25 protein-coding genes are annotated in these 25061 nt (G+C 70.4%); 10 read left to right on the top strand and 15 right to left on the bottom strand.

The window, feature by feature from the left end; translation table 11 throughout:
- Positions 1–118: 118 nt before the first annotated feature.
- Both ABD951_RS20635 and ABD951_RS20630 read left to right on the top strand, forming a co-directional pair.
- Entirely contained in the window at positions 119–1420 is a 1302-nt protein-coding gene (locus tag ABD951_RS20635; RefSeq protein ID WP_345349433.1) for an MFS transporter, read from the top strand.
- A complete protein-coding gene (locus ABD951_RS20630) occupies positions 1417–2604 on the top strand; it encodes a CaiB/BaiF CoA transferase family protein (protein ID WP_345349430.1) in 1188 nt (395 codons plus the stop codon). The genes ABD951_RS20635 and ABD951_RS20630 overlap by 4 nt, the downstream gene beginning before the upstream one ends.
- A gap of 874 nt (positions 2605–3478) precedes the next feature.
- Here the strand turns inward: ABD951_RS20630 and ABD951_RS20625 are convergent.
- The 3 genes from ABD951_RS20625 to ABD951_RS20615 are packed head-to-tail and all read right to left on the bottom strand — an operon-like array spanning position 3479 to position 6982.
- Positions 3479–4414: an alpha/beta hydrolase gene (locus tag ABD951_RS20625; RefSeq protein ID WP_345349427.1), complete on the bottom strand. Its 936-nt coding sequence runs from the start codon at positions 4412–4414 to the stop codon at positions 3479–3481.
- Positions 4411–5508, bottom strand: coding sequence for a Zn-dependent alcohol dehydrogenase (locus ABD951_RS20620; protein WP_345349424.1), 1098 nt, complete (start codon positions 5506–5508; stop codon positions 4411–4413). Before ABD951_RS20620 ends, ABD951_RS20625 begins: the two co-directional genes overlap by 4 nt.
- Before the next feature lie 55 nt (positions 5509–5563).
- Positions 5564–6982 carry an aldehyde dehydrogenase family protein gene (locus tag ABD951_RS20615; RefSeq protein WP_345349421.1) on the bottom strand — a complete coding sequence of 473 codons (1419 nt, stop codon included), beginning with the start codon at positions 6980–6982 and terminating at the stop codon, positions 5564–5566.
- Between the two features lie 332 nt (positions 6983–7314).
- On the opposite strand from ABD951_RS20615, the gene ABD951_RS20610 reads away from it, so the two are divergent.
- On the top strand, positions 7315–8802 hold the full coding sequence (locus tag ABD951_RS20610) for a flavin-containing monooxygenase (protein ID WP_345349418.1): 1488 nt from the start codon (positions 7315–7317) through the stop codon (positions 8800–8802).
- Positions 8803–8874: 72 nt separating this feature from the next.
- Here ABD951_RS20610 and ABD951_RS20605 read toward each other — a convergent pair whose 3' ends face one another.
- The 3 genes from ABD951_RS20605 to ABD951_RS20595 all read right to left on the bottom strand — a co-directional run bounded on the left by ABD951_RS20605 (position 8875) and on the right by ABD951_RS20595 (position 11164).
- The gene (locus tag ABD951_RS20605; RefSeq protein WP_345349415.1) at positions 8875–9504 is read right to left on the bottom strand and encodes a TetR/AcrR family transcriptional regulator; all 630 of its coding nucleotides are present in this window, start codon (positions 9502–9504) and stop codon (positions 8875–8877) included.
- A 111-nt stretch (positions 9505–9615) separates the two neighbouring features.
- Positions 9616–10710 carry an FUSC family protein gene (locus ABD951_RS20600; protein WP_345349582.1) on the bottom strand — a complete coding sequence of 365 codons (1095 nt, stop codon included), beginning with the start codon at positions 10708–10710 and terminating at the stop codon, positions 9616–9618.
- Between the two features lie 37 nt (positions 10711–10747).
- A complete protein-coding gene (locus tag ABD951_RS20595) occupies positions 10748–11164 on the bottom strand; it encodes a DUF3151 domain-containing protein (RefSeq protein ID WP_345349412.1) in 417 nt (138 codons plus the stop codon).
- A gap of 124 nt (positions 11165–11288) precedes the next feature.
- Here ABD951_RS20595 and ABD951_RS20590 point away from each other — a divergent pair, with 124 nt between their 5' ends.
- Positions 11289–11957, top strand: coding sequence for an Rv0361 family membrane protein (locus ABD951_RS20590; protein ID WP_345349409.1), 669 nt, complete (start codon positions 11289–11291; stop codon positions 11955–11957).
- Positions 11958–12157: 200 nt separating this feature from the next.
- On the opposite strand, the gene ABD951_RS20585 is transcribed toward ABD951_RS20590, so the two are convergent.
- Positions 12158–12511 (bottom strand): zinc ribbon domain-containing protein YjdM, encoded by a 354-nt coding sequence (locus tag ABD951_RS20585; RefSeq protein WP_345349406.1) that lies wholly within the window; start codon positions 12509–12511, stop codon positions 12158–12160.
- Between the two features lie 88 nt (positions 12512–12599).
- On the opposite strand from ABD951_RS20585, the gene ABD951_RS20580 reads away from it, so the two are divergent.
- The 4 genes from ABD951_RS20580 (at position 12600) to ABD951_RS20565 (ending at position 17268) form a co-directional block, all read left to right on the top strand.
- A complete protein-coding gene (locus ABD951_RS20580; protein ID WP_345349403.1) occupies positions 12600–12959 on the top strand; it encodes an ArsR/SmtB family transcription factor in 360 nt (119 codons plus the stop codon).
- Between the two features lie 137 nt (positions 12960–13096).
- On the top strand, positions 13097–14989 hold the full coding sequence (locus tag ABD951_RS20575) for a phosphoenolpyruvate carboxykinase (GTP) (protein WP_345349400.1): 1893 nt from the start codon (positions 13097–13099) through the stop codon (positions 14987–14989).
- A 141-nt stretch (positions 14990–15130) separates the two neighbouring features.
- The gene (locus tag ABD951_RS20570) at positions 15131–16864 is read left to right on the top strand and encodes a SulP family inorganic anion transporter (RefSeq protein ID WP_345349397.1); all 1734 of its coding nucleotides are present in this window, start codon (positions 15131–15133) and stop codon (positions 16862–16864) included.
- Positions 16861–17268 carry a DUF5313 family protein gene (locus tag ABD951_RS20565; RefSeq protein WP_345349395.1) on the top strand — a complete coding sequence of 136 codons (408 nt, stop codon included), beginning with the start codon at positions 16861–16863 and terminating at the stop codon, positions 17266–17268. The genes ABD951_RS20570 and ABD951_RS20565 overlap by 4 nt, the downstream gene beginning before the upstream one ends.
- A gap of 71 nt (positions 17269–17339) precedes the next feature.
- On the opposite strand, the gene ABD951_RS20560 is transcribed toward ABD951_RS20565, so the two are convergent.
- The gene (locus ABD951_RS20560; RefSeq protein WP_345349392.1) at positions 17340–18176 is read right to left on the bottom strand and encodes an NAD(P)H-binding protein; all 837 of its coding nucleotides are present in this window, start codon (positions 18174–18176) and stop codon (positions 17340–17342) included.
- A 98-nt stretch (positions 18177–18274) separates the two neighbouring features.
- Positions 18275–19309 (bottom strand): class II fructose-bisphosphate aldolase, encoded by a 1035-nt coding sequence (fbaA, locus tag ABD951_RS20555; RefSeq protein WP_345349389.1) that lies wholly within the window; start codon positions 19307–19309, stop codon positions 18275–18277.
- 154 nt (positions 19310–19463) lie between these two features.
- Here fbaA and ABD951_RS20550 point away from each other — a divergent pair, with 154 nt between their 5' ends.
- Both ABD951_RS20550 and ABD951_RS20545 read left to right on the top strand, forming a co-directional pair.
- Positions 19464–20210, top strand: coding sequence for a VTT domain-containing protein (locus tag ABD951_RS20550; RefSeq protein ID WP_425569899.1), 747 nt, complete (start codon positions 19464–19466; stop codon positions 20208–20210).
- 5 nt (positions 20211–20215) lie between these two features.
- Positions 20216–20866 (top strand): DedA family protein, encoded by a 651-nt coding sequence (locus ABD951_RS20545; protein WP_345349386.1) that lies wholly within the window; start codon positions 20216–20218, stop codon positions 20864–20866.
- Here the strand turns inward: ABD951_RS20545 and ABD951_RS20540 are convergent.
- The 6 genes from ABD951_RS20540 to ABD951_RS20515 all read right to left on the bottom strand — a co-directional run bounded on the left by ABD951_RS20540 (position 20851) and on the right by ABD951_RS20515 (position 25025).
- Positions 20851–21600 (bottom strand): MerR family transcriptional regulator, encoded by a 750-nt coding sequence (locus ABD951_RS20540; protein ID WP_345349383.1) that lies wholly within the window; start codon positions 21598–21600, stop codon positions 20851–20853. The genes ABD951_RS20545 and ABD951_RS20540 overlap by 16 nt on opposite strands.
- On the bottom strand, positions 21587–22069 hold the full coding sequence (locus tag ABD951_RS20535; RefSeq protein ID WP_345349380.1) for a DUF6194 family protein: 483 nt from the start codon (positions 22067–22069) through the stop codon (positions 21587–21589). The genes ABD951_RS20540 and ABD951_RS20535 overlap by 14 nt, the downstream gene beginning before the upstream one ends.
- Positions 22070–22126: 57 nt before the next feature.
- Complete coding sequence (locus ABD951_RS20530) at positions 22127–23284, bottom strand: glycoside hydrolase family 76 protein (RefSeq protein ID WP_345349377.1); 1158 nt, start codon at positions 23282–23284, stop codon at positions 22127–22129.
- Positions 23285–23318: 34 nt separating this feature from the next.
- Positions 23319–24020, bottom strand: a complete 702-nt coding sequence (locus ABD951_RS20525; protein ID WP_345349374.1) for a TrmH family RNA methyltransferase — start codon at positions 24018–24020, stop codon at positions 23319–23321.
- 117 nt (positions 24021–24137) lie between these two features.
- Complete coding sequence (locus ABD951_RS20520) at positions 24138–24269, bottom strand: hypothetical protein (RefSeq protein WP_345349371.1); 132 nt, start codon at positions 24267–24269, stop codon at positions 24138–24140.
- 171 nt (positions 24270–24440) lie between these two features.
- Positions 24441–25025: a DUF6636 domain-containing protein gene (locus tag ABD951_RS20515; protein ID WP_345349368.1), complete on the bottom strand. Its 585-nt coding sequence runs from the start codon at positions 25023–25025 to the stop codon at positions 24441–24443.
- Positions 25026–25061 lie beyond the last annotated feature (36 nt).

The raw sequence follows: 25061 nt of genomic DNA, 5'->3' as shown, positions 1-25061 counted from the left end.
CCAGATCACAGGTGTTAGCCGGTCGACGCGACCGCGGCACCGGGGCACACCGGCCACCCTCGCCCGCCCCCGGTCTCCTGTGTCCGCCCATCCACAGAGTCGGTTCGGAGTCCTCCCCATGACTGAAACACTTTCGCGGACAGCAACAGTCGCAGCATCGCCGACACGCTCGCGCGCCTGGCTCGTCACCCTGCTGCTGTTCGCGTTCCTGCTTCTCAACTTCGCCGACAAGTCGGTGCTCGGCTTCGCCGGCGTCCAGATAAAGACGGATCTGGGCATCACGCCACAGCAGTTCGGACTGGTGCAGAGCGCCTTCTTCTGGCTGTTCGCCGCCGGTGCGATCGTGCTCGGCGCACTCTCCTCGCGGATCGGCGTGCGCTGGCTGCTGGCGATCCTGATGCTCGTCTGGATCGTGACGATGATCCCACTCCTCGGCCCGGTCAGCTTCGGAGTGCTGCTCGCGTGCCGGATCGTCCTCGGCTTCGCGGAGGGGCCCGCCTATGCGCTGGCCACCCATTCCGTGCACTCGTGGTTTCCTCCGGCCAAGCGCGCCCTGCCGGGCGGGGTCGTCACCGCCGGCGCGTCGGTGGGGCCCCTGCTGGCGGCGCCGGTGCTGACCTGGGTCATCGTGACCTGGTCGTGGCACGCCGCGTTCGGTGTCCTGATCGTCCTGGGTGCGCTGTGGGCCGTGGTCTGGCTGATCTTCGGCAAGGACGCACCTCCGCAGACCGAGACCGCCGACGGCACAGTGGAATTGGCCGTCGCACCGTACCGGACGCTGCTGACCACGGGAACCGTCGTGGGCATCGCGTTGCTGACCTTCTTCTCCTACTGGTCGACGACGTTGAAGGTGGCCTGGCTGCCGGTCTACCTGTCCGACGGGTTGGGCTACGACACGATCACCGTTGGTCGGTTGGTCATGCTGCCGTATGCCTTCGCCGCGGCCGGCGCGATCGGCGCGGGCTGGTTGTCGAACCGGCTGACCGCGCGGGGCGTCGCTCGGCGCATCTCCCGCGGATATCTGGCCGGCGGCCTGGTCGTCGCGGCGGGTGTGTCGATGGCCGCCTTCACCGCGCTGCCCGCGGGTCTGCCGCAGATGGTGTTCATCACGCTGGCGTTCTCGCTCAACTCCGCCGCGTACGCGGTCGCGTTCACCGCGATCTCCGATGTCGTCCACCCCCGCCAACGAGGTCCGGTCCTCGGTTTCCTGGTGGCGTTCTACAGCATGGCCGGCGTGCTCGCCCCGCTGGTGCTCGGCTATTTCGTCGGCAATGCCGCCGACAAGGTCTCCGGCTACGGCCACGGCTTCGCCCTCACCGGCGTCCTGATGGCCGTCGGCGGTGCCGCCGCAACTTTCCTGGTGCGTCCGGAACGCGACGCCGCAAAGCTCACCGCACTCGCAGAGGAGAACCACGCATGACAGGACCACTGGACGGCGTCCGCGTCGTCGACTTCGGGCAGTTCATCGCCGCCCCGGCCGCCACGCAGATCCTGGTCGACCTCGGCGCCGACGTGATCAAGGTCGAACCCGTGCAGGGCGAATCGTCCCGCCTGATCGGCATCTACGGTGAGGCGATCCTGCGGAACTACAACCGCAACAAGCGTTGCATCGCCCTGGATCTGAAGGACGAGCAGGGGATTCGGGTCGCCCGCGACCTGATCGCCGGCGCGGACATCGTCGTGCAGAACCTGCGTCCCGGGGTGATGGAGTCGTTCGGACTCGGCGCCGAACAGGTCCGCGCCGCGCACCCGAGCGTCATCTACGCCACGGTCAGCGGCTTCGGCCTGCACGGGCCGTCGAAGTACCGGCCGGGTCTCGACATCGCCGCCCAGGCCGAGAGCGGCATCATGTGGGTCACCGGCGAGGCCGACGGTGAACCGCAGCGGGTCGGTTTCCCCGCCGTCGACGCGGTCGCCGGCCACGTCTTCGCGCAGGCGATCCTGGGCGCCTACATCCGACGCCTGCGCACCGGGGAGGGCGACACGGTGGAGACCTCGCTGCTCGAGGTGGCGGTCCATCTTCAGGGTCCGAACTGGGGGGAATATCTGATCACCGGCATCGAACCGATGCGCAAGGGCAACGGGCAGGCCACCGTGGCACCCGCCGCGGACGTGATGCCCACTCGGGACGGCGCCATCGTCGTGTCGGCGTACTCGGTGGTGCACTTCGACCGCCTCTGCAGCCTGCTCGGCCTGCCCGACGTCGCCCGCGACCCCCGCTTCGACACCAACGAGGCCCGGGTCCGCAATCGTCCGGCGCTGCTCGAACTGCTGCGGGCCGAGTTCGCGAAGATGACCAGCGACGAGGCCATGACGTTGCTGACGCCGAACGGCGTTGTCGCCGGCCGCATCAGCTCCTACGGCGAGGTCCGGAAGAACCCGGACGTCGAGGCCACCGGAATCTTCATCGACGTCGCCGACCCGAGCGGGATCGAACACACGACGCTCGGCTCCCCCTGGCACCTCGGCAGCATTCCCCGATTCTCCGCCACCGGAGCCCCCGCGCTGGGACAGCACACCGCCGAGGTGCTGACCGAGCTCGGCTACGCCGCCGCCGACATCGACGACCTCACCACCGCGGGTGTCGTCGGCGCGTCCCGCTAGCCAATCGACCCGACGCGAAAGAAGGCCCGTGCCGTCGCGGGCCTTCTTCGCGTCCCCCGGTCGGTACGCGTAACTCGGCGCGCGAAGTCCACCCCTCCACCGAGGTCGGAATCACGATCCTGCGCACGGGGCCTCGCGTATCCGTGAGGTGCGCATGCGGCACTGCCGACCGCCACCGGAACCAGGCAACCACTCGCGAGATCGAGGCGAAGCCGTGCAGATCAGGGGCATCAACGCCGTCGTCACCGGCACGACCTCCGGCCCGGGACCGGCCACCGCAGCCCGGCCGGGTCTAGCACGGTGCGACCGTCACCCTCGTCGACCTGCCCGGTTCGGACGGAGCGGTACGTGACGAATCCATCTGCGCCGGAGCGAGATTCGTGACTTGTGGATGCGACCGACGCGCAGGCGGTCGGTGCGGTGTTCGACGCCGCCGAGCAGGGACCGGTGCGCGCGGAGGTGCACCGCTCCGGACCCGGCCGACCATGCGCGTGCCGACGCGAGACGGGCCGGCCGTGGCCCTCGAACCGTTCGAATCGGTCGTCCGCCTGAACATGATCGGCAGCTTCAAGGTGATGCGGTTCGCCGCGCAGCCGACGGCGCGCGGCGAACCCCTCGACGGCGAACCCAACCGCCTCGACGGCGCCATTCGGATGGCCCCGCGCCGATCCGGGCCGGGCCGGGCCGGGCCGTCGAGACGTGCGAGAGACTCGACGACGGTCCCGGCCGAGATCTCGAACCCGGCATCGGGCTCCGGGCGAGGCACGCCCGAATGCCCTGCTCCGCAGTCAGGATTGACGTGTGAGCAGCTCGGCGGATCGACTCGATCCACCACCCGCGCCGCGGTCGGAATCCGACCGCGGCGCGGAGACGGCTATCGCGATCCGCGCAACGCGGTCGCGATGACGTCGAACGCGTCCAACGCGGCAGGCAGCCTCCCCGCCATCCACAGGAAGCCGTGGATCTGGCCGGGGAAATTCCTGTGCGACACCGGAACACCGGCCTCCCCGAGTCGCACGACCAGCTCCTCCCCCTCACTGCGGAGAGGATCGAACCCGGCGGTGACGACCACCGCCGGGGGCAGGCCGTCGAGGCGTCCGTTGCGGAGCGGGGTGACATACGGGTGCTCGCGCACCGATTCCGGCGCGAGGCACGACCACATCGTGGCGAGCGCGTCCCGGGTGAGGAAGTAGCCCTCGCCGTTGGCGCGGTACGAGTCCGTCTGCATGTCGTCGTCGACCGCCGGATAGATCAGCACCTGCAGCGAGATGTGGGGGCCCTTCTCGTCGCGGGCCCGTGCCGCGACACCGAGGGTCAGGTGACCGCCGGCGCTGTCCCCGCAGACCACCAGTCGGCCGACGTCGAGGCCCAGCCGCGCACCGTTGTCGGCGAGCCAGCTCACGGCCGCGTAGCAGTCGTCCAGCGGAACCGGGAACGGATGCTCCGGGGCGAGCCGGTAGTCCACGGCGACCACCGCGTGGCCGGTGGTCACGGCCAGCCGGCGCGAGACCGCGTCCACGGTGTCGAGGTCGCCGAGGATCCAGCCGCCGCCGTGCAGGTAGACCAGCACCGGCAGCCCGGCGTCGGCGGTCGGGCGGTAGATCCGCACCGGCACCCGGTGGCCGGCGGCCGCCGGAGCGGTCGTCTCCTCCACCGCGTGGACGGGCAGTGTCTCCCCCATCAGCGCCGCGAGGCCGCGGAAGAGCTCGCGTTGTCCCGCCAGCGTGACGGGTTGTTCCCGCCGCGCGAGCTCCGCGAGCAGCTCGCGGACGCCGGGATCCAGCTCCGCCCCGCGAACGCTCGCGGTCACCGCTCGTCCCCGAACACGATCACCGACCGGCCGCCGTCGCCGGAGCGCATGCGCGCGAACGCTTCCGGGATCTGGTCCAGGCCGATCCGGTGCGTCACGAGCGAGCTCACGTCCAGGCGCCCGGCCGCGAGGTCGGCCGCGAACCGCGGCACGTCCCGACCCATGTCGGCCGATCCGAAGAAGCACCCGATCAGGCTGCGGGCGGTGAGCATCAGGTCGGCCGCGGGGAAGCACGCACTCGCGGTGGTCGGGCCCAGACCGACAACCACGGCCTGCCCGCCCCGGCGGGTGGCGCTCCAGGCGTTCTCCACCGCGTCGGCGCGGCCGGCACACTCGAAGACGTGGTCGGCGCCGCGTCCGCCGGTCAGCTCCCGGATCTGCGCGACGAGGTCCGGTCCGACGGCCAGGAAGTCGGTCGCACCCGCCTCCTTGGCCAGCGTCTCCTTCCCCGGGTGGACGTCGACGCCGATGACGGTCGACGCGCCGGCCAGCCGGGCGCCCTGCAGAGCCGACAGGCCGACCCCGCCGAGACCGAGCACCGCGACGGTGTCACCGGCGGCCACCCTCGCCGCGTTGAGCACGGCGCCGACACCGGTCATGACCGAGCAGCCCAACAGCGCGGCGTCGACGAGCGGGATGTCGACGGTCAACGGAATGGCGGCGGCCGCGGGTACCACGGTCTCCTCGGCGAAAGCGGCCGGACCGAGCCCGTTGTACACGTCGCGGCCGTCGGGCAGCTTCGCATAGGGGCGGTGACGGGTGGCCGCCGCGTTCTCGCACAGATGCGTCTCGCCGCGCCGGCAGTGCCAGCACCGCGAGCAGGCGGGTGTCCAGTTGAGGACGACCCGGTCCCCCGGCCCGACGTGTTCGACACCCGCGCCGACGCTGACGACGTGCCCCGCGCCCTCGTGGCCCAGGACCGTGGGCACGGGCGGCAGGACCGCGGCCGAGCCCGAGCCCACCGTCAGGTCGGAGTGGCAGACCCCCGAGGCCGCCAGGCGCACCCGCACCTCACCCGGCCCCGGTTCGGGGAGTTCGATGTCCATGATCTCGTAGTCGCCGCCGGCGGCGGTGAGCACAGCTGCCTTCACCATCAGTGTGTGTCCTTCTCGAATGACGTTGTCGGGTAATGGATGTACGGAGCGGTGGTCACAAATGCACGGCCTTGACCTCGAGGAAGTCCTCGAGCCCGTGGGCGCCGAGTTCCCGGCCGATGCCGGACTGCTTGTATCCGCCGAACGGCGCGCACGGGTTGAAGGCACCGCCGTTGACGAAGACCTGCCCGGTTCGCATCCGGCCGGCGAACTCGGTGGCCCGCTCCTGGTCGGCGGACCAGACCGCGCCGGAGAGTCCGTAGCGGGAGTCGTTGGCGATCTCGAGCGCGTGCGCCTCGTCCCGGTACGGCAGGATCGACAGCACCGGTCCGAAGATCTCCTCCTGCGCGATCACCATGTCCGAGGTGACGTCCGCGAACGCGGTCGGCGCGACGAAGTGGCCCTCTGCCCCACAGTCCGGCCGTTCGACGCCGCCGCACACGAGGCGGGCACCCTCCCCGATCCCCTTCTCGATGTAGCCGAGCACGGTGTCACGCTGGTCCGCGGAGGCCAACGGCCCCATCGTGGTCGACTCGTCGGCCGGCTGCCCCACCACGACGGCGGACATCTCCTCCCGGACCAGCGCGACCGCCTCCTCCTGCCGGTCGGCGGGCACCAGCATGCGGGTCCACGCGGTGCAGGTCTGCCCGGTGTTGTTCAGCACCTGGCGGGTGCCGGTACGGACCGCGCGCTCGAAGTCCGCGTCCGGCAGGATGACGTTGGCGGACTTGCCACCGAGCTCGAGGCCCACACGCTTGATGGTGCCCGCTGCCGTGGCTGCGACCCGCCGCCCGGCGGAGGTGGAACCGGTGAACGAGACCACGTCGACGTCCGGGTGCGCGGCGAGCGCCTCCCCGACCACACCGCCGGTTCCGGTCACGAGGTTGAACACCCCGGCAGGCAGGCCCGCGTCGACGACCGCCTCGGCGAGGACGTACGAGGACAGCGGGGTCACCTGACTCGGCTTGAGCACGACCGTGCACCCCGCGGCGAGCGCGGCACCCAGCTTGGCGATCGCCTGATGCATCGGATAGTTCCACGGCGTGATCGCGGCGACGACACCCGCCGGTTCCCGCACGACACACGAGTTCCCGACGGCGTGCTCGAACCGGTACTCCGGCAGCGTCCGGACGAATCCCTCGAGCACCCTGATCGGCAGTCCGGCCTGCACGGAACGCGAGAAGCCCAGTGGTGCACCCATTTCCATGGAGATGACGGACGCGATCTCCTCGGCGCGCCCGCGCATCGCCGCCAGCAGTCGCTCGAGGTGACCGAGCCGTTCCGCCGGCGTGGTGCGGGACCACGCGCTGAAGGCTGCGCGGGCCGCGGCGACGGCCGCATCGACGTCGACGACGGTGCCGGCGGGAACCGACCCGCACACCCGACCGGTGGCCGGGTTCTCGACGTCGATCGAGCCGGTGCCCGCCGGCTCGCGCCACTCGCCCGCGATGAAGAGCCTGGTGGTGTCGGTCAATTGGGTTCCTTCCCTGAGGGTGTTCGACGGTTCACGGACCGCTCGAACGGGCAGAATGCCGCTTTAGAACAATATTCTGGATCTGCGGTCTAGAACCGAAATTTAAGGGCGATCACAGCGGCAGTCAAGGGCGACCCGGCCGACACCGCCGCCGGCCGGGGCCACCAATTAGAATCTCCTTCTGGACTTCAGGTCCAATTTGTTTGTAGGGTAGGTCACAGGCGGAGTCGAGAGCGCCCGAACCGTCGCGGGGAACCGCTCACCGGCCGACGGACACGCCGCCGCAATCGATCACGTCGGATCACCGTCACACGAGGAAGTTCAGGGGTGCCATGTCTGGAGAACACGTCGACGTCGTCATCATCGGGGCCGGCCTGTCCGGTATCGGTGCCGCGTACCACCTGCAGAAGTACTGCAAGGACACCAGCTTCACCATTCTCGAGGGCCGCGAGGCGATCGGCGGCACGTGGGACCTGTTCCGGTACCCGGGCATCCGCTCGGACTCGGACATGGCCACGCTCGGCTACTCCTTCCGCCCGTGGGACAAGGCGCAGTCGATCGTCGGGGGCGCCGAGATCCGCAAGTACGCCCAGGACACCGCCGCCGAGTACGGCATCGACCGGCACGTCAGGTTCGGCCACCAGGTCCTCGGCGCGCAGTGGTCGACTCGCGACGCCCGGTGGACGGTGCGGGCCCGGCACGGCGCGGACATCGTGGAGATCACCTGTTCGTTCCTCTACGCCTGCGCCGGCTACTACGACTACGCCGAGGGCTACACCCCGGACTTCCCGGGTCTCGATTCGTTCCGTGGTCGGGTGGTCCATCCCCAGCACTGGCCTGCGGACCTCGATCACACCGGCAAGAAGGTCGTGGTGATCGGCAGCGGCGCCACCGCGGTCACACTGGTCCCGTCGATGGCGCAGACCGCCGGGCACGTGACGATGCTGCAGCGGTCACCGACCTACATGGCCACCCGGCCCGGCACCGCCCCGTTCTCTGCCAAGGCCCGCCGTCTGCTGCCGGCGGCCCTGGCGAATCCGCTCGTGCGCTGGCGCAGCATCGCCACCTCGGCCTACACCTACCAGGTGGCACGTCGCCGGCCCGACAAGACGAAGGCGCTGCTGCGCAAGGGCCTCGAGGCGCAGCTACCCGCCGGATACGACATCGACACCCACTTCACCCCCCGCTACAACCCCTGGGACCAGCGCCTGTGCCTGGTCCCGGACGGCGACATGTTCGCCGCGATCCGGGAGGGTCGCGCCTCGATCGTCACCGACCGGATCGAGCGGTTCACCGAAGCCGGAATCGCGCTGCAGTCCGGGGAGCGACTCGACGCCGACATCGTCGTCACGGCCACGGGCCTGAACATGCGCGCAGTCGGCGGCATCGACCTCGTCGTCGACGACACCCCCGTCAACGTCCCCGACACCGTCGCCTACAAGGGCATGATGCTCTCCGGCGTGCCGAACTTCGCGTTCACCATCGGCTACGTCAACTCGTCGTGGACCCTGCGAGCCGACCTCGTCGCCCGCTACGTCACCCACCTGCTCAACCACATGCGCCGCCGCGGCGAGGCGATCTGCACGCCGTTGCGGCCCGACGACCCCGAGCGCGCGCCCCTGTTCGGGCTCACCGCCGGATACGCGACCCGCGGCGACGCCGTCATGCCGAAGCAGGGTGGCAGCGCCCCCTGGCAGCTGCACCACAACTATGTTCGCGAACTCCTCGTCACCCTGCGCCGAAGCGCGGTGCGCGACAGCGGAGTTCGATTCAGCAAGGTCGGCGCTCCGCGGGCCGACGCCGTGTCCGCGGTGGTGTGACGACGGCCGCACCGCACGCGCGTGACGGGCCGGGCTGCGCGGTGTCGGCACCGCGCGGCCCGGCCCGTCAGGTCACTCGTCCGAGACCGCCGCGACGACGGCACCCGCGGTCATCCGGGCGACGATGTCGAGAAACTCGTCCCGAACCTCGTTCGCCCCGGCCTGATCCGGAAATCGGGCAACGAGGCGCCCGGCCTCGGCCATCACCGCGGTCACCGCGTGCGTGAGGGGATCCCCCGTCGACCGCGCCAGCAGGTGCGCATTCCAGTCGATCCAGCGTTCCACGGCGGCGTCCCGAGCGGCCGCGAGACCCGCCGGCCCCTCCCCCGAGGCGAACAGGATCGTCAGGTCCCGGTCGTCCCAACAGGCGTCCAGGTACGCCCGGCACGCCGCGAGGTACAACTCGGACGGATCGCCGACACCGTCGGCGTGTTTCCGTCGCACCGCCTCCTCGGATCGATTCGCCCGATGCGTCACCATCAGGTCGTGCAGGGCGAGGAAGAGTTCCGCCTTGCCACCGAAATGGTGGTAGAGGCTGCCGTTGCTGACCTGCGCGCGCCGAAGAATCTCGCTCTTGTGCGCGCCGTCGTACCCGATCTCCGTGAACACCTCGCGGGCGCTGTCGAGCAGCGCTCGGCGGGTGGCACGGGTCCGGCGGTCCCGTCGGCCCAGCGCGGCATCGGGATCCGGGTCACCGACCACCGAGAACTCCCCTTCCCTGGCAGGCGATTGCTGCGTCCTGCCCGATCACCGTCAGTGTAGGTCGCTTCGGTCAGCCGCAGGCGCACGCTCGGGCCCGCCCGCCATCGGCCGCTACGGCTCGGGCGGGTAGGCGGGGTTGGGCACCGTCGGCGGCAGCGTCGCGATCGCGGAGATCCGGCTCAACCCCGCCACCTGCAGCAGGTCCACGATCAGCGAGCGGATCTGTGCGAACACCACGGTCGCGGAGATGCCTGCGTTCTCCACCAGTTCCGCCTTCGCGCCTGCCGCGACCGAGCGCAGCACCCGCGCCGCCTCGGCGCGGTCCGGCTGCTGCCCGGGGTCGGCGAGCACCACCCGCCGGAGCACGTCGACCGCGTGGGAGAGTTTCTCCACCTCGTCCACCAGCCGCGGATCGAGGATCTCGTCGTCCCGCACCAGCGACAGCGACCGGCGGGCGAGGACGCGAATGTTGCGCAGTGCGTTGTCGATCGGGTCGGCGGCCGCGGCCAGCCGGTCGAATCGGGGCCGCGAGTTCCAGTACAGCGGTGAGAGCCGGCTGATCTCGCGGCCCCCGCTCAGACTCGACCGCAACCCGTCGATCGCGGGCTGGGTCGCCCGGGCCTTCCGCAGTGCCACCTCGATCGGCTTCGGGTCGTTCGCGACGAGCCCGTCCGCGACCAGCTGCAGCACCTCGGCCGCCGAACCGAGGATCTCGGCGGCGCTCTTGCGGGCCCGCAGCACCGGGTGCACGGGCACCAACGTGACGACGACGACCCCGACCAGGCCGCCGATCAGCGCGTCGATCATCCGGTCCAGGCCGCCGCCCTGTTGTGGCGGGATCAGGGTGGCGACCAGCACCGCCGACGTGCCGGCCTGCATCGAGATGATCGGTCCGCCGTCGAGGAAGATCGCGGTCGCCATCGCCAGCGCGACGGTCAGGGTGATCTGCCAGGCACCGGTGCCGATCACCGAGATCAGCGTGTCACCGACACCGATCCCGACCGTGACACCGGCGATCAGCTCGAACGACCGCCGGACCCGCGCCCCGAGCGACAGGCCGAGCGAGACGACCGCCGCGATCGGCGCGAAGAACGGATTGTGGTGGTGAACCAGGTCGTTGGCGACGAACCAGGCCAGACCCGCCGCCAACGCGCACTGCAGCACCGGGAAGCCGGATGCGCGGACCCGCGTCGTCGAGGCCCGCAGCCGCTCCCGCAGCCGGTCCCGGGTGTAGGTGCGAAACCTATTCGACGCCAAGTGCTTCGGCGGCGCGCGGGTCGCAGTCCTCGAGCAGGTCCAGGCAGCGGGCGTGTTCGTCGGACTCGCCGATCGCCTGTGCGGCACGCGCCAGCGCCGCGACGCACCGCAGGAACCCGCGGTTGGGTTCGTGGCTGTAGGGGACCGGACCGAATCCCTTCCAGCCGTTGCGCCGCAGCTGGTCCAGGCCGCGGTGGTAGCCGGTGCGGGCGTACGCGTAGGCGGTGATCGTCTCGCCGTCGGCGAGTGCGGCCTCCGCGAGGTACGCCCACGCGATCGACGCGGTCGGGTGGTCGGCGGCCACCTGCTTGGGGTCGGCCTTGTTCAGCAGCTCGGACTCCGCGTCCTCGTCGCCGGGAAGCAGGGTGGGCTGGGGACCGAGCAGATCACCGAAAGAGGTCATGGGGACCATTGTGCCCCGACACCCCCGGTCACGACGCCCGGCCCCGGGCCGCTCACGCCGTAGGCTGCTGACCGTGCGCGCGATCGGCGCCACCGACACCGGACGAGAGCGAGGGGGCGGGGCAATGTCCAACGGGTCAGGCGGCGGTGAACCGGAGTCCGTGCAGGATCCGGTGCACACCCCCGGTGAACACCCCCCGATCGCGTCGCCGGCCGCGGATCCGGCCGAGGCCGCGACGGCGGTCATCCCGCACGCCACCCGCGCGGCGCCGACTCGGGTGGGCCCTGGCCTGCGGGCCCCGGGACCGCAGACCTCCGGCACCGCGACCGCGGCACCGACCCGGATTCCCGACCCGCAACCCGCGCCGCGCGGGCGGCGCCGCTGGCCGCTCGTCGTCGCCGGGGTCGCGGCGCTCGCCGCGGTCGCCGCGGGCACCGTGGTGCTGCTGGACCGGTTGGGCGTCGGCGACACCTCCGAATCCGACGTGCGGGCGACGATCACCGATTTCGTCGCCGCCCTCGACCGCGGCGACCTGGCCGCGTTGCGGGCGGGTTCGTGCGGCGACCTGGCCGGCTACTACGGGACGGTCGCCGACGCCGACTTCGCGGACGTGTACCGGTCCGCGAACGCGGACGGCTCGGTGCCCGTGCTCGACAGCGTGGACGCCGTGTCGGTCACCGGCGACACCGCCCTGGCGCAGGTCACCGTCCACACCGTGAGCGCTCCGGCGTCCGGGTCCGTGCGGTCGTTCGCGCTGGAGAAGCACGACGGCGTGTGGAAGGTGTGCAGTTAGGGCGGGTCCGACAACCGTCGGGTCCAGGCGACAGCAGTCTTCAGGACGACCGTCGCCTGTGGACGACGGCGAGTTCGTCGTACCGAGCGGCTGGGCCCGCCACCGCTCGAGATGACCAGAAGCGGCGTTCGGCACTGCGGCCGCGGCAGTCGCCGGTCGAAGGGCGGTCGGCAATTGTCAGGGTGACGGAGGAACCCCGGTCACGCCTTCTTGACGACGCTGGATTTGAGTTGCATGGGACCGATGCCGTCGACTTTGCAGTCGATGTCGTGGTCGCCGACGCCGCTGACCAGGCGAATGTTGCGCACCTTGGTTCCCGACTTGATGCCCGTGGGACTGCCCTTGACCTTGAGGGTCTTGATGACCGTGACCGTGTCGCCGTCGGCGAGGACGTTGCCGACGGCGTCTCTGATCACCCCGCCCTCGGTGTCGTCCGCGGGTGACGCGGACACCGGGGCCCACTCGTGGGCGCATTCCGGGCAGACGAGGAGTGAACCCATCTCGTAGGTGAATTCGCTGGAGCACTCGGGGCACGGAGGCAGTGTCTGGTCCACCGGTGCATCGTACCGAGTTGCTAAGATTCGCAATTGATTGAGTCGATGGCCGGTTGCGGTCACCGAATCCGAGACGGCAGGAGGCATCGTGGTCGCGAGCTCACATCAGCCGCTGTACCGGATGAAGGCGGACTTCTTCAAGACGTTGGGGCATCCGGCTCGCATCCGGGTGCTCGAGTTGCTGAGCGAACGCGAGCACGCGGTGTCGGAGATGGTGCCCGAGGTCGGAATCGAGCCGGCGAACCTGTCGCAGCAGCTGTCGATCCTGCGCCGCACCGGGCTGGTGACGGCGCGGAGGGAGGGGCTCTCGGTCGTCTACGCGTTGACCTCCCCGCGCGTAGCGGACCTGCTGAAGACCGCGCGGGAGATCCTGACCGGCGTGGTGACCGGCCAGGCCGAGCTCCTCGAGGAGGTGCCCGAGCCGCTGGCCGCCGACCAGCCCGGGTGACGAGCGGGCCGTTCGTCGGCTGGCGTACCCACTGATTGCAATTTTTCTAAAGTTCTTATCTTGTGTGAATGGATGTCTGCGGTGACCACACCACGACCGATCCCGGTAGCCGCACCGATCCGTGAGGAGTGAACCCCGTGACAACCCCCATCGCAGCCGGCCTCGATCAGGCCCCGACCGCGCATCCGGAGATCCTCGCCTGGGTCGCGGAGGTGGCCGCTCTCACCGGGACCGCCGAGGTGGTGTGGTGTGACGGATCGAGCGGCGAGTGGGACCGGCTCACAACGCAGTTGGTGGACAAGGGCACCTTCGTGAGGCTCGAGCGCAAGCCCAACTCGTTCTGGTGCGTCTCGGACCCGGAGGACGTTGCGCGGGTGGAGGACCGCACCTTCATCTGCTCGACGTCGCAGGCCGATGCCGGTCCGACGAACAACTGGATGGACCCCGTCGACATGAAGACGGTGATGACCGAGCACTATCGCGGCGCGATGACCGGCCGCACGATGTATGTGATCGCATTCTGCATGGGGCCCCTCGATGCGGCCGAGCCGAAGTTCGGAGTCCAGATCACCGACTCCGAGTACGTCGCCGTCTCGATGCAGATCATGACGCGATCCGGTACCGCGGTGTGGGACAGGCTCCGCCCCGGCACCGAGCTCGTCCGGTGCCTGCACTCGGTCGGCGCCCCCCTCTCACCCGGCGAGGCGGACACCGCATGGCCGTGCGACCGCACCAAGTACATCTCCCACTTCCCCGATGAGCGCATGATCTGGAGCTACGGTTCCGGCTACGGCGGCAACGCCCTGCTCGGCAAGAAGTGCTACTCCCTGCGGATCGCGTCGAAGATGGCCAAGGACGAGGGCTGGCTCGCCGAGCACATGCTCATCCTCAAGCTCACCTCCCCTGAGCAGAGGGTTCACTACGTCGCGGCGGCGTTCCCGTCCTCGTGCGGGAAGACGAACCTGGCGATGCTCGAGCCCACCCTCGACGGGTGGACGGCGGAGACCATAGGTGACGACATCGCGTGGTTGCGGTTCGGGCAGGACGGGCGCCTGTACGCGGTCAATCCCGAGGCCGGGTTCTTCGGTGTCGCTCCCGGCACCGGAGGGCACACCAACCCGCACGCGATGGCGACCATCGACAAAGGAAACTCGATCTTCACCAACGTCGGGCTCACCGACGACGGTGACGTCTGGTGGGAGGGGATGACCGATCAGCCCCCGGCGCATCTGACGGACTGGCGGCGCCGGGACTGGACCCCGGTATCCGGAACTCCTGCCGCGCATCCGAATTCGCGGTACTGCACCCCGATCGCCCAGTGCCCGACCGCGGCCCCGGAGTGGGACGATCCCGCGGGGGTCCCGATCTCGGCGATCTTCTTCGGCGGCCGCCGCGCCACCACCGTCCCGCTGGTCACCGAATCGCTGAGTTGGCAGCACGGGGTGTTCCTCGCGTCGATCCTGTCCTCGGAGACCACCGCCGCCGCCACGGGCAACGTCGGTGTCGTGCGACGGGACCCGATGGCGATGCTGCCGTTCCTCGGCTACCACGTCGGCGACTACTTCGCGCACTGGCTCGACATCGGCACCAGGACCGACCCCCATCTGCTGCCGAAGATCTTCTACGTCAACTGGTTCCGCCGCGACGACGACAGCTTCCTGTGGCCCGGGTTCGGGGAGAACTCCCGGATCCTCGAGTGGGCGCTGGGACGGATCGACGGCGACGCCGGAGCCGAGGCGACGCCGATCGGGCACGTGCCGTCGGCTGCGGACCTGGACCTGACCGGGCTGAGGTTCGATCACACCAGGATCGATGCCGCACTGAAGGTCGTCCCGGAGGAGTGGATCGCCGAGACCCGGCTGATCGACGAGTGGTACGCCACCATCGGCGGCAACACCCTCCCCGATGTCCTGCGCGAGGAACTGGCCGCCCTCAAAATGCGCCTGGCCGGCCAGATGTCGGCCGGTGATGCTGCATCTGTCCGAGACCGCAGCAGCGAGGCCGGTGAGATGCGCTCACCGCGGGGTTGACCCCGACACGATCCAGGCGTTGAGCGCATCACGTCGATCCACCCAGCACTCAACGCCTCTCAGGTCCGGCCCGAGTCGAAATCCTTCTCCGCTCGGGCCGGACCACCCACAACATCGGCTCACTCCCGAGGACCACCGTGAATGTCTGAACGCCGGACCGCCCCCCACACGATCGGTACCCGTATCGCCGGCGCCGCGCGGTCAGTCGGTGACCTGCTGCCCCGCTGGGACGATTGGAAGCCTGCTGTCCGCTCCCCCGGTTCGGATCTGCTCGCCGGACTCGTCGTTGCTCTCGTCGCGCTGCCCCTGGCGCTCGGCTTCGGGATCAGTTCGGGCCTCGGCGCCGCCGCCGGCCTGACGACAGCCGTCATCGCGGGCGCCGTCGCCGCGGTCTTCGGCGGTTCCCGATTCCAGGTGACCGGGCCGACCGGCGCGATGACGGTGGTCCTGGTCCCCATCGTCGGCCAGTACGGTCCGACCGGGGTCCTCGCGGTCGGCCTGATCGCCGGACTCGTCCTGGTAGCCCTGGCATTCGCCGGCGTGGGGCGGGCTGTGCGGTACATGCCGGCCCCGGTGATCGAGGGATTCACCGCCGGGATCGCGGTCGTCATCGCCCTCCAGCAGGTACCCGCCGCGCTCGGAATCACCGGCGCTGAGGGCGAGAAGGTGTGGCAGAGCGCGTTCGACGCCGCCCGCCGGTTCGCCGAGAACCCGACGATCCTGAGCCCGGCGACCGCGCTCACCGTCGCAGTGACGATCCTGCTCGGCGGCCGCTATCTGCCGAAGGTTCCCTTCTCGCTCCTGACGGTCGCGGCCGCCACCCTCGCCGCACAGCTGTTCGACCTCGACCTCACCAGGATCGGGGCCATCCCGTCCGGGTTCGCCGCCCCAACCCTCGATTTCCTGCACCTCGGCGACGTGACCGCGTTGATCGCACCCGCGATGGCGGTCGCCGCGCTCGGCGCGCTGGAGTCGCTGCTGTCCGCGACCGCAGCCGACTCGATGGCAGTCGGCACCCGGCACAACCCGGACCGGGAACTGTTCGGTCAGGGCCTGGCGAACATCGCCGCGCCACTGTTCGGGGGCGTTCCGGCCACCGGCGCGATCGCCCGGACAGCGGTCAACGTCCGGTCCGGGGCGCGGACCCGGCTCGCCGCGATCACCCACGCCCTCATCCTCGCCGCGACCGTGTACCTGGCGGCCGGCCTGGTCGCCGAGATCCCGTTGGCCGCGCTCGCCGGGGTGCTGCTCGCGACGACCGTGCGGATGGTCGAGACCGCGTCCATCCTCGCGATCACCCGCGCCACCCGCGCCGACACCCTCGTCCTGGTGGCCACCTTCCTGGTCACCGTCGTCTTCGACCTGATCACCGCGGTCGCCGTCGGAATCGGGTTCGCGGCGATCCTCGCACTGCGCGCGGTGGCACGCTCCGCCCGCATCGAGCAGGTCCCCCTCGACGAAACCGGCGACCACCTCGCCGAGGAGCACGAACTGTTGCGCGAGCACATCGTCGCCTACCGGATCGACGGCGCCCTGTTCTTCGCCGCCGCACACCGATTCCTCCTCGAGCTCGCCGAGGTTTCCGACGTCAAGGTCGTCATCCTGCGCATGTCACGGATCACGGCCCTCGACGCCACCGGCGCCCTCGTCCTCAAAGACGTCATCACCAAGCTCGAACACCGCCACATCACGGTCCTGATCTCCGGCGCCAAACCCGAACATCTGCGCCCGCTGAGCGCCCTCGGCGTGTTCACCACCAAAGACAGCGAACAGCGTCACGTGTTCGCCACCACACCGCAGGCGATCGAGCTCGCCCGCGCACTTGTCACCACCGGCACCCCGGACGCCACCACACCCAGCGAGGACAACGAATGACCCACGACACCGCCCACCACACCGCTGCGGCGAACTCCCCCACCCTGGGGCAGCGGCTCACCTACATCCTGGGCAGGACGCTGCCCACCGATCTGCACAACTGGGTCATCACCGATACGACCGGCCCCGGCGCCACCCGTCGCTACGCCGTCCGCTGCCTCGTTCCACTCGTCCCGATCCTCGCGGCCCTTCTGCTCGTCCCCGGCCCGTGGATCATCCGTATCGGGATGGTGCTGCTGCTGTTCCTGCCGTTCGTCTACTTCCTGTTCGCACTCAAATCGATCTACCTACGCCACCGGCTCGTCAGTCACGGTCTCGACCCCGAACTCCTCAACGCCCACAAGCAGCAGCGACTCGATCGAGTACGTGACGCCTACGAGTCGCGCTACCGCCGCGACGCGTAGATTCCACCCGCCCTGGACCGGCGCGTCGCCTCGGGCTCGGCCGGCCCGACGAACGCCACACGCCCCGGCACTCACAGATCGGCGAGTGGCGGGAACACCTCGTCGATTCCGGCCGGCTCCCGGTGCAGCACCCGCCGCACGTCGCCGCTGACCTGGGCCAGTTCGCCGTTCGCGATCGCGGTGTACGAGCTGACCCAGCCGTCGACCTCCCAGTCCGGCGCACCGAACCCGGCCCGGGAGGCGTACGCCTCGTCGAGCGTTTCCCGGTGGTAGCGGATCGGCCGGCCGAGCGCGGCGGTCAGCGCGTCCGCGACATCGGCGAGGGACAGCGCCGCCGGACCGGTGAGGTTCAGCGTCCGGCCGTCGTGGCGATCGGTGCCGAGCACCGCCGCCGCGACCGCGACGACGTCGGCGCGGGCGACCATCGCGGCGCGGCCGTGCCCCGCCGGACCGCGGATGACGTCGTCGGCGCCGATCATGCCGGGCATCAGGTCCAGGTACAGGTTGTCGCGCAGGAACGTGAACGCCAGTCCGCTGTCGCGGACGGCCTGTTCGGTGTGCCAGTGGTCGCGGCCGAACGTGAACGTGCAGTCGGGTGCCGCGCCGACGAACGAGACGTACACGATGCGCCGCACCCCCGCCCGCACCGCGGCGTCGACCGCGGCGCACTGCAGGTCCGCGCGGTCGGCGGTCTCGGTCGCGGAGACCATGAAGAAGGTGTCGGCCCCGGTCAGCGCGTCCACGAGGGCCGGATCGCCGAAGCCGCCGCGGGCGACCGTCGCGCCGGGCAGGTCCGGCACGCGCCCCGGGTCGCGGGTGAGCAGCGTGGTCGGTGTCCCGGCCCCCGCGAGCAGGCTCGCCACTCCCCCACCGATGTTGCCGCTCGCACCGGACACCGCAACGGTCATGTACCCCACCCTAGAAGCCGTCCCGAAACGCCGAAAGTGCAGTTTCGTCGCATCGGCTCGGTGGCGGCGACGAAAGCTGCACTTTCGGCGGACGGGTCCTAGGCGGAGACGGAACGTCCCGCGGACTTCAGGTCGTTGCAGGCCTCGATGACGCGCTCGGTCATGCCGGCCTCGGCCTTCTTCAGGTAGCTGCGCGGGTCGTAGACCTTCTTGTTGCCGACCTCGCCGTCGACCTTGAGGACGCCGTCGTAGTTGGTGAAGAAGTGACCGGCGATCGGGCGGGAGAACGCGTACTGGGTGTCGGTGTCGACGTTCATCTTCACGACACCGTTCTTCAGGGACTCCTCGATCTCCGACTTCAGCGAGCCCGAGCCGCCGTGGAAGACGAAGTCGAACGGCTGCGCGCCGGCCGCGAGGCCGAGCTTCGCGGCGGCCACGGCCTGCCCCTCGGCGAGGACCTCGGGCTTGAGGACGACGTTGCCCGGCTTGTACACGCCGTGCACGTTGCCGAACGTGGCCGCGAGCAGGTACTTGCCGTTCTCGCCGACACCGAGGGCGTCGACCGTCTTCTCGAAGTCCTCACGCGAGGTGTAGAGCTTCTCGTTGATCTCGGCCTCGACGCCGTCCTCCTCGCCGCCGACGACGCCGATCTCGACCTCGAGGATGATGTTCGCGGCCTTCGACAGCTTCAGCAGGTCCTGAGCGATCGCCAGGTTCTCGTCGATCGGCACGGCCGAGCCGTCCCACATGTGCGACTGGAACAGCGGGTTCAGCCCCTTGTTGACGCGCTCCTGCGAGATCGCCAGCAGCGGGCGGACGAAGCCGTCCAGCTTGTCCTTCGGGCAGTGGTCGGTGTGCAGCGCGATGGTGACGTCGTACTTCGCGGCGACGACGTGCGCGAACTCGGCGAGCGCGACGGCGCCGGTCACCATGTCCTTGACGCCGAGGCCCGAGCCGAACTCGGCGCCACCGGTCGAGAACTGGATGATGCCGTCACTGCCGGCGTCCGCGAAGCCCTTGATGGCCGCGTTGATCGTCTCGGACGAGGTGCAGTTGATGGCGGGGAAGGCGAAGGAGTGCTCCTTGGCCCGTCCGAGCATCTCGGCGTAGACCTCGGGAGTTGCGATGGGCACGGCAGCTGACCTCCATGTTGACGTGTCGGTTGGGCGCAGCCGGTCGTGTCGGCGCGCACGTGGTCCTAGCAGTATGGCAACCCGAGCGCGCCGCGTCTCCTGCGCATCCGGGGATCGGGGATTAAGGGCCCTCTAAGGCATCGCCGGTAGTCTGATGCGCGTGATTCTGCAGGCAGCCACCGACCTCGTGACCGACAGCGGACAATCCGTGACAAACCTGGCCTTGATGCCGCAGTGGATGGACCCGATGTATCTACTGACGGAGTCCTCGCTCAAGAACGCGGTGCTCCCGGCGATCCTGGCCATCGTCTTCGTCGAGACCGGCCTGCTGTTCCCGCTGCTCCCGGGCGACTCGCTGCTGTTCACCGGCGGCCTGCTCGCCGCCCAGCCGAACCCCCCGGTCAACATCTGGGTGCTGCTGATCTCGGTCGCGGTGATCGCCATCCTCGGCGACCAGTGCGCGTACTGGATCGGCCGGCGGATCGGTCCGGCCCTGTTCAGCAAGCAGGATTCGCGTTTCTTCAAGCAGGAGTACGTCACCGAGTCGCACGCGTTCTTCGAGAAGCACGGCCCCAAGACCATCATCCTGGCCCGGTTCGTGCCGATCGTGCGGACGTTCACGCCGGTCATCGCGGGCGTGTCGAAGATGAACTACCGGACCTTCCTCGCCTTCGACATCGTGGGCGGCATCCTGTGGGGCGCCGGCGTCACCGTGCTCGGCTACTTCCTCGGCAACGTCGCGTTCATCCGCGACAACGTCGAGGCGATCTTCCTGCTGATCGTGTTCGTCTCGGTGTTGCCCGGCCTCCTCGCGATCGGCAGGAAGATGGTCGCCGGTCGCCGGGGTGCCGCCGACGCGTCGGCCACCTCGCCCACCCCGCAAGACGAGCACACGCCGTAGCCCCGATGACGCTCGCCGCCCCCGATCCGGGCCCCTTGGCGACCGTCGGGCCGGTGGTGGTGTGGGTCCTGGTCCTGACGTTCGTCTTTCTCGAGTGCGCGTTCATCGTCGGCCTGTTCCTGCCCGGTGACTCGATGCTGCTGACGGCCGGCATCGTGCTGGCCGGGCACGCCTCGGGAACCGCGCACGTGTGGTTGCTGTCGGCCGGCGCGGCCGTCGCCGCGGTCGCCGGCAACCAGGTCGGCTACGTGATCGGGCACCGCAGCGGACACCACCTCGCGGCCCGCCGCGACGGCAGGTACTTCAACACCGCGAACCTGCACAAGGTCAACGCGCTGCTCGACCACCACGGGTTCTGGTCGGTGCTGATCGCGCGCTGGATCCCGTGGGTGCGCACGCTGTGCCCGCTCGTCGCCGGCGCCGCCCGGATGAATCACCGCACCTACACCGTCGCGAGCACGATCGGCGCCCTCGTGTGGGCGCCGGTCCTGCTGCTGCTCGGCTTCTACGCCGGCGAGTATCTCGAGCGGGTGCCGTGGCTGATGCCGGCCGTCCTGGTGGTGCTCGTGTGCGCCCTCGTCGTCGGGACGATCGTCGGGGTGCGCCAGTACCGGCAGGAACTCGCCAAGCCGACCGAGGACTACGAGGTCGAGTGATCTCGCCGCGCGTTCGCGACGATCGCGTCGTGGACGTACCGGGCGAACCCGGGTGCGACGGCGTCCCACTCGGTGACGGCGGCCGGGTCGGCGACGTACTCCTCGGCCACCCGCGTGTGACGCTCGGGGCCGCAGTCGAAGAACCACCTCTCCAGGTGCCGACGGTGGTCCTCGGCGGCGCGCACCGCGGCCGTGGAGTCGGCCGGCGCGCCGGACGCCAGTGCGGCGGCGAACGCCGCGATCGTCGCGTCGGCCTCCGCCCGGATCTCCCGCCAGTCGTCGGCGGTGTACGCCGACGTCGCCCGCCAGTCGTCTCCGGTGCCGCGCGCGTCGGCGAACAGGGCGGCGAACCGGTCGGTGCCGAAGATCTCCAGTTGCTCGGCGGGTGAGAGCGCGATGCCGAGGCGGCGGGCCTCGATCTCCCGTTCCAGTTCGGCGAGCAGCCCCGCGGTCCGGGCCTGCCGTTGCCGGAGCAGCCGGTGCTGGCGGCGCAGGTGCACCTCCGGGTTCGGGTCGTCGAGCAGCACGGTGATGTCGTCGAGGGCGAAGTCCAGCGCCCGGTAGTACAGGATGCGGCGGAGCCGTTCCAGATCGACGTCGGTGTACCGGCGATGACCGGCGGCGCTGCGCGTGTGCGGCGTCAGCAACCCGATCCGGTCGTAGTGGTGCAGTGTCCGCACCGAGGTCCCGGAGAGCCTCGCCACCTCGCCGACCGAGTACTCACCTGCCGCCACGGCGCCGGCGCTCCCGGTCGAGGGCCCCCGCGAGCAGGTCCCGTGCGAGCTCCGTGCACCGCGGGCCGGGGTTGACGATCGACACCCACGACTGCGCGGCGTACACGGGGTGCGGCAGCAGCCGGTCGGGCTCGCGGTAGTCGTGATCGCCCTGGTGCGGGGCGTGCTCGGCGGGGCCGTACCCGATCAGGTCCCGGAAGCGGTCGCGGCCGACGTGGACGTTGAGCCGGAAGACGCCGGGCCGGTCCAGGTCCGATGCGGTGTCGAACCCGGGCTGGTCGCGCGTGACGATCGTGGCGAACGGGAAACGGCGGTCGTCGGTGCCCGCGTCGAACACGAACACGTCGCCCCACGCCGCCTCGGGGGCACCCGTCTCCGCGCTCGCGGTGACGACGGCGACGCCGGCCAGCGTCGCCGCCAGCGCCCGGGTCTCGTCGAACGTCAACGCCTTGCTGTGTTGTCCGGTCATGACCGGCACGCTAGAACCTGACGTCACGTCAGGTGCAAGGCCGCGTTCGGCCGGCACTCACCGCTCCCGGCCCGCGCGCCGGCCCGGCTCCAGTGTCCCGGCCGCGACGTACGCGGCCTCCATCAGCATCCACGCCCCCAACTGCACGGACAGGTCGCGTTCGGCGATGTCGGAGGAGCGGACGGTGCCACCGGAGAACGTCGCGATCCCGTCGCCGAGGCCGGGCAGCCGCGCGGGCCGGGACCAGTCGCACCCGAACAGCGGCTGCCCCTCGACCTGCAGCCGGTTCTCCCACGCCGATTCCGCTGAGTCCAGGACGATCTGCGCCGCGACCCGGCGGGCGCGCTGGTCGGCGTCCCCGTCGCCCGGAAGGCGTGCCGCCACGTACGCGAGGTAGCGGGCGAGGATCCCGTCGAACAGTCCGCCGTCACCGCCCCCGCCGCCGGCGATCACGCCGTCCTCGGTGAGGTGCTTGTCGACGGCGTCGACGAGCGCGTGCACCCGCCGCCGGTGCCGGGGTTCGTCGAGCCGCAGCGCCAGATCCGTTTCGGCCCCGAGCACGACTCCCTGGCAGTAGGAGTAGACGGCCCGGTCGAGGATCCCCGCCGGGACCGGTTTGCCCGGTGGGAACCGGATGCCGTCGAGGATCAGCCCGGTTGCCGGGTCGCGCAGTGTCGCGTCGACCCAGTCGACCATGTCCCTGGCCCGCCACAGCCGGCCGGTGCGGGCGAGCAGGATCGCGCCCGGCCCGTTCGCCGGCGCGTTGAAGAAGTCCGACCGGGTGCGCCACGGGATGCCGCCGCCGGATTCGGGGGCCCAGGCGTCGAAGATCTGCGATTCGAGCTCGCCGATCGCCCTGCGCAGGTCCAGATGGTGCAGCCGCTGCGCCCGCTCGAGCGCGATGGCGAGCCAGGCCATGTCGTCGTAGTACTGATTCGTCCAGCCGGTGATGTTCCGAATCCGATGGGCTCGAACGATTTTCGTGATCCGCCGACGGCGGCGCGCGGTCGGGTCCCGGTCGGCGGCGTCGACGGCGCAGTCCAGCAGGTGCGCCTGCCACCAGTAGTTCCAGGTGAAGAACAGCCGTTCGCGGCGGACCGGTGGCCAGGCCACGACCCCGAGTCCGGTGCCGGGCATCGCCCACAGTTTGCGGAGGTGCCGGGTGACGACCGCCGTCTCCGCGGCGTCCGCCCGCGCCGACCACTCGAACTGCATGACAACCGATCTTGCCTACTCTTGTGACGATCCGCTACCACGACTGCCGGAGATCAGCGTGTTGCCTGATCCAGGCGTGCATCGCGATCCCGGCGGCCACCCCGGCGTTGATGCTTCGGGTGGAACCGAACTGGGCGATGGACACCGTCATCACCGCCGAGCGCTTGGCGTGGTCGCTGACGCCCGGCCCCTCCTGGCCGAACAGCAGGATGCACTCGCGCGGCAGGCTCACCGTCTCCAGCGGCTCCGCGCCGGGCACGTTGTCGACGGCGACCACGGCGAGGTTCTCGGTCGCCGCGAACTCGAACAGTTCCGTCGCGGTGGGGTGGTGCACGATGTGCTGGTAGCGGTCGGTGACCATGGCGCCGCGGCGATTCCAGCGGCGGCGGCCGACGATGTGAACGGCGGCGGCGGCGAACGCGTTGGCGGTGCGGACCACGGTGCCGATGTTCGCGTCGTGCCCGAAGTTCTCGATCGCGACGTGGAACGGGTGGCGGCGGCGGTCGATGTCGGCGACGATCGCCTCCCGCGACCAGTACCGGTAGGCGTCGACGACGTTGCGCCGGTCGCCGGACGCCAGCAACGCGGGGTCGTAGCGGGGGTCGACCGGAATCGGCTCGCCGTGCTCGACGAGCCACGGCCCGACGCCGTGCGGGTGTTCGCCCCACTCGGTGGGGCCGGGTTCGCTGCCGCCCGTGGGGTCGGGTTCGCTGCCGCCCGGGCCGGTCGTACTCATGTGGTCATTGTCCCGCCCGGGAGCGGAGGCCGACGTCCCACCCCCGGGGTCGGGTGCGCGGCGGGTGCGCCGAGGGTGGCGGGCGCCGGTCCGGGCACCCGCCACCCTCGCCGTGGACTACTCCGCGGACAGGCTCGCGACGGAGCCACCGAACTCGACCACGCCGCTGAGCAGGTCGCCGGCGCCGCTGAGCAGGTTGCCGAAATCGCCGAGCGCGGTGAGCAGGCCGATGATCTGGTCGAGGTCCATGAGTGTCCTTCGCGTCGAGCACGGCTGGGCGCCGTGCGAAATCGAGTGGTCGTCGACCTCACGCCGAGGCCGACGCGTCGAACACTATGACCAAGGGTAGGCTTACCTCAACACCTTCGATGGTGAGCCGGGCCACACCCGACGCGGCGCGCCCGGTGGACCTCGTTGACGCTAGAAGACCTCGTTGGAGTTCGTCGCGATCCGGAAACCGTGGCCGGTGTCGTCCTTGCGGCAGGTGATCCCGTTCGCCTCGGAGGTACAGGTGAACCCGAACGAGGCGACCTTCTGCCCGACCGGCAGGACCGCGTCGACGCCGCCGGAGGTGTAGACCAGCCCACCGGCGCACAGGAACTCGGCCCGGGCGGTGCCGGTGACCCGGATGCCGCTGCCCCAGTCGACCATGCAGGACTCCGGGCGCGGCGGGACCGGAGTGGTGACGCCCTGGCACCCGGCCTCGGTGCGGGTGGGCAATTCGATGATGCCGCACTGGAATCCGCCGGCCGGGGACGTGAAGTAGACGGCCTCGTTGCGGCGGTACGTGGTGGTCGGCGCGGCGCTCGTGGTCGTCGGCGCCGGTGTGGTCGCGACGGCGGTCGTCGTGGTTGCCGCGGCCGTCGTCGACGCGACGGTCGTCGGTGCCGCCGGCGGCGTCGTCGTCGGTGCCGCGGCCTCGTCGGCACCCGATGTTCCGCACGCAGCCAGTGTCACCACGGCAAACGCCGTTCCCAACGCAGCCACCATTCGGCGAGAACTCACGACCACTCCCTTTCCGTCGCTGTGCGAACGACCCTA

The sequence above is a fragment of the Rhodococcus olei genome (assembly GCF_039540555.1).
Classification (GTDB): Bacteria; Actinomycetota; Actinomycetes; order Mycobacteriales; family Mycobacteriaceae; genus Rhodococcus_G; species Rhodococcus_G olei.
This window is presented reverse-complemented; position numbering and strand designations above follow the sequence as displayed.

Excerpts from the sequence above, each read along its gene's own strand:
- ABD951_RS20635 (WP_345349433.1), top strand. The coding sequence starts at position 119 with ATGACTGAAACACTTTCGCGGACAGCAACAGTCGCAGCATCGCCGACA.
- ABD951_RS20630 (WP_345349430.1), top strand. The coding sequence starts at position 1,417 with ATGACAGGACCACTGGACGGCGTCCGCGTCGTCGACTTCGGGCAGTTC.
- ABD951_RS20620 (WP_345349424.1), bottom strand. The coding sequence starts at position 5,508 with ATGGTGAAGGCAGCTGTGCTCACCGCCGCCGGCGGCGACTACGAGATC.
- ABD951_RS20610 (WP_345349418.1), top strand. The coding sequence starts at position 7,315 with ATGTCTGGAGAACACGTCGACGTCGTCATCATCGGGGCCGGCCTGTCC.
- ABD951_RS20595 (WP_345349412.1), bottom strand. The coding sequence starts at position 11,164 with ATGACCTCTTTCGGTGATCTGCTCGGTCCCCAGCCCACCCTGCTTCCC.
- ABD951_RS20590 (WP_345349409.1), top strand. The coding sequence starts at position 11,289 with ATGTCCAACGGGTCAGGCGGCGGTGAACCGGAGTCCGTGCAGGATCCG.
- ABD951_RS20570 (WP_345349397.1), top strand. The coding sequence starts at position 15,131 with ATGTCTGAACGCCGGACCGCCCCCCACACGATCGGTACCCGTATCGCC.
- ABD951_RS20565 (WP_345349395.1), top strand. The coding sequence starts at position 16,861 with ATGACCCACGACACCGCCCACCACACCGCTGCGGCGAACTCCCCCACC.
- ABD951_RS20560 (WP_345349392.1), bottom strand. The coding sequence starts at position 18,176 with ATGACCGTTGCGGTGTCCGGTGCGAGCGGCAACATCGGTGGGGGAGTG.
- ABD951_RS20550 (WP_425569899.1), top strand. The coding sequence starts at position 19,464 with ATGCGCGTGATTCTGCAGGCAGCCACCGACCTCGTGACCGACAGCGGA.
- ABD951_RS20545 (WP_345349386.1), top strand. The coding sequence starts at position 20,216 with ATGACGCTCGCCGCCCCCGATCCGGGCCCCTTGGCGACCGTCGGGCCG.
- ABD951_RS20535 (WP_345349380.1), bottom strand. The coding sequence starts at position 22,069 with ATGACCGGACAACACAGCAAGGCGTTGACGTTCGACGAGACCCGGGCG.
- ABD951_RS20530 (WP_345349377.1), bottom strand. The coding sequence starts at position 23,284 with ATGCAGTTCGAGTGGTCGGCGCGGGCGGACGCCGCGGAGACGGCGGTC.
- ABD951_RS20525 (WP_345349374.1), bottom strand. The coding sequence starts at position 24,020 with ATGAGTACGACCGGCCCGGGCGGCAGCGAACCCGACCCCACGGGCGGC.
- ABD951_RS20520 (WP_345349371.1), bottom strand. The coding sequence starts at position 24,269 with ATGGACCTCGACCAGATCATCGGCCTGCTCACCGCGCTCGGCGATTTC.